The organism is Pseudomonas sp. 05N434, assembly GCF_056396965.1.
Genome location: NZ_JBFTMK010000199.1, coordinates 1 through 8,010, shown reverse-complemented (window position 1 = coordinate 8,010; position 8,010 = coordinate 1). Strand labels below are relative to the sequence as shown.

The 8,010-nt window shown below is 61.8% G+C and carries 8 protein-coding genes; 5 read left to right on the top strand and 3 right to left on the bottom strand.

What is annotated here, in order from left to right; genetic code table 11:
* Nucleotides 1-610, top strand: a 610-nt coding sequence (locus AC1DLB_RS14455) for a hydroxypyruvate isomerase family protein (RefSeq protein ID WP_477785169.1), incomplete at its 5' end; no start/stop codon positions are given.
* A 4-nt stretch (nt 611-614) separates the two neighbouring features.
* Here AC1DLB_RS14455 and AC1DLB_RS14450 read toward each other — a convergent pair.
* From AC1DLB_RS14450 to AC1DLB_RS14440, 3 genes are all read right to left on the bottom strand, one after another.
* The gene (locus tag AC1DLB_RS14450) at nt 615-1,433 is read right to left on the bottom strand and encodes a DeoR/GlpR family DNA-binding transcription regulator (RefSeq protein ID WP_018928936.1); all 819 of its coding nucleotides are present in this window, start codon (nt 1,431-1,433) and stop codon (nt 615-617) included.
* Between the two features lie 111 nt (nt 1,434-1,544).
* Nucleotides 1,545-2,102 (bottom strand): hypothetical protein, encoded by a 558-nt coding sequence (locus tag AC1DLB_RS14445; protein WP_064621261.1) that lies wholly within the window; start codon nt 2,100-2,102, stop codon nt 1,545-1,547.
* 86 nt (nt 2,103-2,188) lie between these two features.
* Nucleotides 2,189-2,755, bottom strand: coding sequence for a methyl-accepting chemotaxis protein (locus AC1DLB_RS14440; protein WP_414868094.1), 567 nt, complete (start codon nt 2,753-2,755; stop codon nt 2,189-2,191).
* A 1,238-nt stretch (nt 2,756-3,993) separates the two neighbouring features.
* On the opposite strand from AC1DLB_RS14440, the gene AC1DLB_RS14435 reads away from it, so the two are divergent.
* The 4 genes from AC1DLB_RS14435 to AC1DLB_RS14420 all read left to right on the top strand — a co-directional run.
* Nucleotides 3,994-4,851, top strand: coding sequence for a sugar phosphate isomerase/epimerase family protein (locus AC1DLB_RS14435; RefSeq protein ID WP_477743204.1), 858 nt, complete (start codon nt 3,994-3,996; stop codon nt 4,849-4,851).
* A complete protein-coding gene (locus AC1DLB_RS14430) occupies nt 4,844-5,893 on the top strand; it encodes an isopenicillin N synthase family dioxygenase (RefSeq protein WP_138867423.1) in 1,050 nt (349 codons plus the stop codon). The genes AC1DLB_RS14435 and AC1DLB_RS14430 overlap by 8 nt, the downstream gene beginning before the upstream one ends.
* A gap of 26 nt (nt 5,894-5,919) precedes the next feature.
* Nucleotides 5,920-6,717 carry a transporter substrate-binding domain-containing protein gene (locus AC1DLB_RS14425; protein ID WP_064617543.1) on the top strand — a complete coding sequence of 266 codons (798 nt, stop codon included), beginning with the start codon at nt 5,920-5,922 and terminating at the stop codon, nt 6,715-6,717.
* A 49-nt stretch (nt 6,718-6,766) separates the two neighbouring features.
* Nucleotides 6,767-8,010 (top strand): amino acid ABC transporter permease/ATP-binding protein (locus tag AC1DLB_RS14420; protein WP_477785168.1); only part of this gene is annotated, 1,244 nt, incomplete at its 3' end.

The window sequence follows — 8,010 nt, the reverse complement described above, 5'->3', positions numbered from 1 at the left end:
GTTCAACGCACCGCCCGGCGATTGGGCGGCAGGCGAGCGGGGCACGGTATCGTTGCCGGGCCGGGAGAGTGAATTTCGCAGCGGTTTCGATCGCGCACTGGAATACGCCGCCGTCCTGGGCAACTCACGCATCCATGTGATGGCCGGGCTGCTGCCGTCGGAAAACGATCGACCACGGCATCACGGCGCGTACCTGGAGAACCTGGCCTACGCCACCGCGCAGGCCGCCAAGGTCGGTGTCACCGTGCTGCTGGAACCGATCAACACGCGCGACATGCCGGGCTTTTTCCTCAACCGCCAAGATCAGGCCCAGGCCATCTGCAAGGAAGTGGGCGCCAGTAACCTGAAGGTTCAGTTCGATTGCTACCACTGCCAGATCGTCGAAGGTGACCTGGCCACTAAACTGCGTCGGGATTTCGCCGGCATCGGTCATATCCAGATCGCCGGCGTACCGGATCGACATGAGCCGGACCTGGGCGAAGTCAACTATCCCTATCTGTTCGAGTTGATCGACCAGTTGGGTTATGACGGCTGGGTAGGGTGCGAATACCGGCCCCGTGGCAACACGTCGGCCGGCTTGCAGTGGCTGCGGGACTGGAAGGCGCGCTAACGCCTTACAGGTTGTTATCGGAAGGCAACAGCAGTTCGACACCCTGCTTGCGGATGCTATCGGCCGCGGCAGGGGTCAGTGCGTCGTCGCTGAGGATGATGTCGAACTGCTCGAGCCCGGCGATCCGGTACATGCTGAACGTGCCGTACTTCGAACTGCTGGCCACCAGCACCACTTGCGAGGCCGATTGCATCGCGACTTGCTTGACCTCCACCTTCAGCGCCGACGGCGTGGTGAGGCCGCGACGCAAATCCCAGGAGCTGGTGGAAATGAAAGCGATATCGGTGACGATCTGACGCAAGGTGGCCACCGCCAGACCGCCCACGCACGATTGATTCGAATGATCCAGTTGCCCGCCGGTGTGAATCACCGTGACATGGGGCGCATCGATCAGCGCCTGGACAATCCCGAAGTCGTTGGTCACCACGGTCATTCCCGACAGCGCCTTGATGTACGGGACGATTTCCAGTGTGCTGGTCCCCGCATCCAGATAAACCGTCATATCGGCATGCAGTAGCCGCGCGGCCAGCTTGGCCATCGCCTGCTTCTGCGGCAACTCGACCACCGCCTTGAACTGATGACTGGGCTCGCTGTGGAGCTGGCTGGCAATTCGCACGCCGCCAGTGACCGAGTAAGCACGGCCTTCCTGTTCAAGCAGCGCGATATCGCGGCGGATGGTCATGTGCGAGCAGTCGAACATTTCCATCAACTGATGAACGCTCAGCACCTGATGCTTGCGCAATTGGCGCAGCATCAATTCACGGCGCTGTTCAGGAATCATCGGTGCGCCGCTTTCGGCGGCGATGTCCTTTTGACTAGGCATTCTGGCTCCAGAGTGAAGAAATCCGCCGACAAGGAAAGCGGTGCAAACATAGTAGCGAATCTACGGTAAAGGAACGAGCTGTTGCGGATCTCTGTTCTGGTGACGGCAGCCTCAATCCAGATCCCGGCGGATAGCGTCCAGGCGTTCGTCGAGCAATGGGGTGAGGAGGGCATAGCACTGCGCCGGGGTGATGGACACGGTGGTTGTCCCGATCAGGCAGCGTTGCAGTTGTTCGAGCGCAGTGTGCAGCGAATGGGGAGCGTGCTTGAGCAAGCGTTCGTGCAGGTACTGCAATTGAATCAGCATTTCCAATGGGCAACTTCGATGGGCGGCGGCGCGTACCGACAGCCCGCGCAGTCGTCCCAGCTCTTCAAGTTCCCAGCAGCGCGCGGCGATGCTCGGGCGCGCCAGGCTGAGCGCACAGCGTTGCAGTTCGAGGTGCTGGATGGCGCCGAGCAGGTCCTGCAGCAATCGGCAATGGCCATCGAAATCCGCCGGGTCGCGACGTAACGCGCCCCAGGCCTGGCACTGTGCGGAATACGGCCACTCCCTCCAGCGTTGGTCGAGCGCGTGCCCCAATGCCTGGCAACGTTGTTGCGCCTCGCGGGTGACTTGTCCGCCGAGACCGCGATGTTGCTGTAATCCTTGCAGCAGGTCGAGACCCAGCAACAGCGCCAGCCTTAGTCCGGTGTCACCCTGTGGCAGACGGACTTGGCGGGACGGCCCATCGTCGAATGCTGTGGCGAGTGCTGGATTCATGGGCGGCTTCCGACGGTGAGCTGGTTGAGATAACGGGTCAGGTCGTGCAGCGCATTGGTTTGCGTGCTCTGTTCCTGCACCGCGCCATTGACCTGTTGCAACTGTTCGCTGAGGGCATGATTGGCTAGCTGATGCTCGCTGAGCGCCTGTTGCATGGCACCGAGGTGTTGCAGATTGCTCTGGCTATGTTGCGCCAGGTCGTCGAGGTTGGCGGCGAGCTGCTCGCTCTGTTCACTCCCGGCGGCCAGCAGATCGCGGTGTTCCTTGACCTCGCCATCCACCTGGCGCACAGCCATGGCGATCGCCGTCGCGGCGCTGGTGATTTCGTGGGTCGCCCGGTCGGTGGCCTGGGCCAGGCTGCGGACCTCATCGGCGACCACGGCAAAACCGCGCCCGTGCTCGCCGGCGCGGGCTGCCTCGATGGAGGCATTGAGCGCCAGCAACTGGGTCTGTTTGGCCAATGCCTGAATGCTGTTGACCGTGCTTTCCACGGCGGTCGTGCGCTGCAGCAACGCTTCCACGGCGTGTGCGGTATTGCCCAGGCGTTGTTGAATGGCGCGCATGCTGTCACCCACTGAGCGCGCTTCCAGGCAACCGGTTTCGCTCTGGGTGTGAGCGTTGGCGAAGGCTGCCAGCGCGCCCTTGGCCAAGGCATCGATGCTGTGCAGGGTCTGATCGATCTGTTCGCTGGCGGCGGCGATCATCGCGATGCGTTGGCTCTGTTCCTCTCCCTGGTCGCGGGCTTGCTGAGCCATCTGCTCCAGGGCACGGCTGGCGAACTGCACTTCGCTGCGCAAGCGTTCGTTGTTGCGCAGTTGCAGGCTGGCGGCCACCAGCAGCGTCGCGGGGTCGGCATCCTGGGAGCTGCGCAGCAGTTGTGCCAGTTCCGTGTCCCAGAATGTCTGCAGTTGGCGTTGATGACGCTCGCGAAGCTGCCAGGCGCATCCCAGGTACAGCACGCCAGGTATCAGGGCCAATGCGCTTGCGGGCTGTTCGGCCAGTGCGAGACCACAGGCGCCGAGGGCTAATCCGAGCGGTAGCCAGAAGCCGATCCTGCTGCGTTCGAGCAGGGCTCTGCCAGGTTCGAACAAGGCTTTGGCGAATGATGTGCCGGCCGGGTGCGATGTGCCGCCATCGCTGCGCAGATGAACGATGGCGTGACCCGGTGGGTGCATTCCTTGAGCGGACATGAGGATTTCCTTCTGATGCCGGGATGAAAGCAAAAACGGCGCACGCTCTCCTGCCGCAATGGGCAGGGGAGCGGACGCCGTTGTCCGAGATGTTTGCCAAACCATCGGTGTTGATGGCTCAAGCTTGAACAGAGCCCAAGCAAGTTGTTTGCCAGCCTTTGTGCTCGACAACAGATCAGCCTGTCACCCCGCGGTGGAAGGAGAATTGCACCTGATGGCTACAGGGTTGCGAAGGGCAGCACAGACGAGCAACGCACCAGTCGCGGGAATGGCTGCGTCGCTGTGCTCTGTTCTGGTTCGTGCCCATCCGCACCGGGCGCACACTTGGTAGCAGCAGCCTCGCAAGCTCGACAGCTGCTACAGCGAGCGCAGGCTCGACAGCTGCTACGGATCGCATTGCGGCTTACACAACGCGAGAAAATCCGGCATCGTTAGTTCATGAATTTCTGAACTAACTATTTGCTGCAGCCTATTCAATCGCTTGTCGCCCTAGCCTTAGGATTCGTCACACGGGATCGCAGCCATCAGAGCCGCGGCCCGCAGCAACTTCTTTCGACTGCCCAGTAACGCCAGCCCAATAGCGGGTGGCCTGACGCAGCCGAGAGGAATGCATGAAGCTAGAAATTTTCCGCACGTTATGGGGCTATACCGCCAGCAAGGCGCAGGCCCTGGATGAACTGCTCACCGCCGGCTTCGATGGCCTCGAAGCGCGCCTGCCACTGCAGGCCGATGAGCGTGGCGAGTTCGGCGCTTTCCTGCGCAGTAATCAAGTTCCCTACATCTGCACACTGTTCAGTGCCTACGATGTATTGCCCGACCAGAACGCCACGCCCACCCAACACTTGGCCGACATTGATCGCAAACTGGGCTGGGCCTCGGAGCTGACCCCACGTTTCGTCAATCTGCTGGCAGGCAACGACCGCTGGCCGCAGGCATTGCAGGTCGAATTCTTCGGCCAGGCCATGGAACTGGCCGCCAGGCATGGCGTGTTCTGCAGTTTCGAGACCCATCGCGCCCGTTCCCTTTACAGCCCTTGGGTGACCCTGGAGCTGATCCGCCAACTGCCGGGCCTGCGTTTCACCAGTGACGTCAGCCACTGGGTGGTGTGCTGTGAGCGACTGTTGGACGATCCGGCCGACGATCTTTCGGCTTTCGTCGAACGCGTGCATCACATCCAGGCTCGGGTCGGCTACGACCAAGGCCCGCAAGTCCCCCATCCCGCCGCACCGGAATATGCCCGTGAACTGGCGTTCCATCAGCGCCACTGGGAGGCCGTCTGGACCTCTCAGCGCGAACGTGGCTACCCGGTCAGCACCTTGACCCCGGAGTTCGGTGCCGACGGTTATCTGCACCACTTGCCCTTCACCAACATGCCGGTGGCCGACCTCTGGACCTTGAACCAGTGGATGGCCCGGACCGAGCGCGAACACTTCGACCGTTTCACCCGTGAAGGAGCCCGCCATGCGTAGCACCTCGCCAACCCAGGCCAACTTCAACAGCATTCCGGTGGTGAACATCGCCGGACTCTTCAGCATCGAACTGGAGCACCGCCTGGCCGTGGCCGAGCAACTGGGCCGCGCCGCCAGCGATGTGGGCTTTCTGTACATCACCGGGCACGGCATCGATCCGGCGCTGATCGAGGGCCTGCGCCAGGCGGCCAGGGATTATTTTGCGCAACCGCTGGACGCCAAGATGCGCCACTACATCGGCGCCTCGGAAAGCCACAAGGGCTTCGTGCCCGAAGGCGAGGAGGTGTATTCCAAGGGCAAGCCGGATCACAAAGAAGCGTTCGATATCGGCTTCGAAGTGCCAGCGGATGACCCGCTGTTCCTCAACCGTACACCGCTGCTGGGGCCGAACCACTGGCCTGAGGTGCCGGGTTTCCAGAGCGCGGTACAGAACTACTATCAGGCGGTGTTCGCGCTAGGCCGCCGGCTGTTCGATGGCTTCGCCTTGGCCCTGGGGCTGGAGGAGGGGTACTTCGACGCGCTGGTGACTCGCCCGCCCTCCAAATTGCGGCTGATCCATTACCCCTTCGACGCCGATGTCGTCGACGCTCCGGGCATCGGCGCGCATACCGACTACGAGTGCTTCACCATCCTGCACGCCGATCAACCGGGGCTGGAGGTGCTCAATGATCAGGGGCAGTGGATTGATGCGCCGCCACTACCCGACGCGTTCGTGGTGAACATCGGCGACATGCTGGAAGTCATGACCGCGGGTGCCTTTGTGGCCACTGCCCACCGGGTGCGCAAGGTCGCGCAGGAGCGCTACAGCTTCCCGCTGTTCTACGCCTGCGACTATCACACGCTGATCAAGCCGCTGCCGGCATTCGCCAGGGATGACCGGGAGTACGAGGCGCTGGCGATTGGCGAACACATGTGGAGCCAGGCCTTACAGACCTACCAGTACCTGCGCAAACGCGTGGAGAACGGCGAGCTTGAGTTGCCGTCCCGGGCCCGAAAGCCATCGAGTTTCGGCCATCTGAAGAACACCACCTCTCATTCCTAAAAAAACAACCCACGGAGCTTCCCACCATGAAAATCCATTGCGCCTCGACCCGACTGAGCCTGCTCGCCGCCAGCCTGTTCTGCGCCAGCACCGCCTTCGCCAGCACCGCGACCCCCGGTGTGTTGAAAGTCGGTATGGAAATCACTTACCCGCCGTTCGAGTCCTACGACGCTGACAAGAATGTGGTCGGCTCTGATCCTGAGTTGGCCCACTCCCTGGCCAAGGCGATGAGCGTCAAGGCCAACTTCGTCGACACCAAGTTCCCAAATCTGATCAACGGCCTCAACGCCGGGCATTACGACGCGATCATTTCCGGCATGTACATCACCCCCGAGCGCCAGCTCCAGGCCCGCACTATCGCCTACGCCAATACCGGCGCGGCGATCATGGTGCCCAAGGGCAGTGAGTTGAGCCCGCAGGTTCCCGAGGACTTGTGCGGCCTGAAGATCGGCCTGGAGCAGGGCACCACCTGGGTCGCCAAGTTCAACCAGTTGTCCAGCGACTACTGCGTTCCGAACAACAAAGGCGCGATCACCGTCAACGAATACCCCTCGGCTCCCGAAGTGACGCAGGCGCTGCTGTCGAAGAACATCCAGGCCCAGGTGGAAATCGCCGGTGCCGCGCACATGATTGCCCAGCGCACCAACGGGCGGGTCGTGGTCAGCTCGCAGAAACTGGTTTACCCGCAGACCTTGGGCATCTACGTGAAAAAAGACGCCGAGGCAACCTATCAGGCGCTGGTCAAGGCCCTGGCTGACAGCAAAGCCAACGGCGAGTACGCCGCCATTCTCAAAAAGTACGACCTGGAACCGGTCTCCGAGTAATGGCTGAAGCCGCGCCCTCGGTCGAGGGCGCGGCGAGCACGAGGTGTCTATGCAATTCGACTGGTCTTACTTTATTTCGCTGTTCTCCAAGACTGACTTCTGGGCGGCGAGCCTGACCGTCATCGAACTGAGCGCCCTGGCCTGGTTCCTGGGGATGTTGCTGGGCTTCGTCCTGGCGTCAGCCAAGCTGTCCGGCTCGCCCTGGCTGCGCTTGCCGGCGTCACTCTACATCTGGTTCTTTCGCAGCATTCCGCTGCTGGTGCTGGTGGTCTTCATCTACAACCTGCCGCAGTTGCTGCCCGGTGCCGGGCCGGTGCTGTCGGTACCGTTCTATTCCGGCCTGTTGGCGCTGGTGGTCACTGAGGCCGCCTACATGGCCGAAATTCATCGTGGCGGACTGATCTCGGTCGCCAAGGGCCAGAAGGAAGCCGGCCGCGCCCTGGGTATCGGCCTGCTCGGCCTGCAACGGCTGATTGTGATTCCCCAGGCATTTCGTATCTCACTGCCGACCTTGATCAACGAATACATCACGGTGGTCAAACTGACGTCGTTGATCTCGGTGATTTCATTGACCGAACTGTTGACCGTCGGCCAGCGCCTGTATGCGCAGAACTTCCTGGTGATGGAAACCCTGGCGGCGGTGGGTGTGTACTACGTGCTGATCGTTACGCTGTTCGGCTTTGCCCTGCAGCGTCTGGAACGCTACCTGGACCTCAACCTGCGGACACCGCAAACCCTCGACAGCGCCTCGACACAAGCGCTGCGTGACAGTCTGGCGCCTGTTCTATCGAGCAAGCTCAAGCCGCCATCCAAAGGCGCCGCCCCGGCCCTGCAACTGCAGGGCGTGCACAAACGCTACGGCGATCATCATGTGCTCAAGGGCATCGACCTGAAGGTACAAAGTGGCCAGGTGATTTCGATCATCGGCCCGTCCGGCTCCGGCAAGACTTCGCTGATTCGTACGGTCAATGGCCTGGAGCGCATCGATCAGGGCGAAATCCTGTTGTTCGGCGAGGGCTTCATCAATGCCTGGGACAAACCGGATAGCCGTCGGATTCGTCAGGGCGTACGGCGCATCGGCATGGTGTTCCAGAGCTTCAACCTGTTCCCGCACCGCACACTGCTGGACAACATCAGCCTCGCTCCCCGTTATCACGGTGTCGGTCGTGTGTTGAGCGAGCAACGCGCCTGCCAGTTACTCGACAAGGTCGGCCTGTTGGCACACGTCCACAAATATCCGCATCAACTGTCCGGCGGCCAGCAACAACGCGTGGCGATTGCCCGGGCCATGGC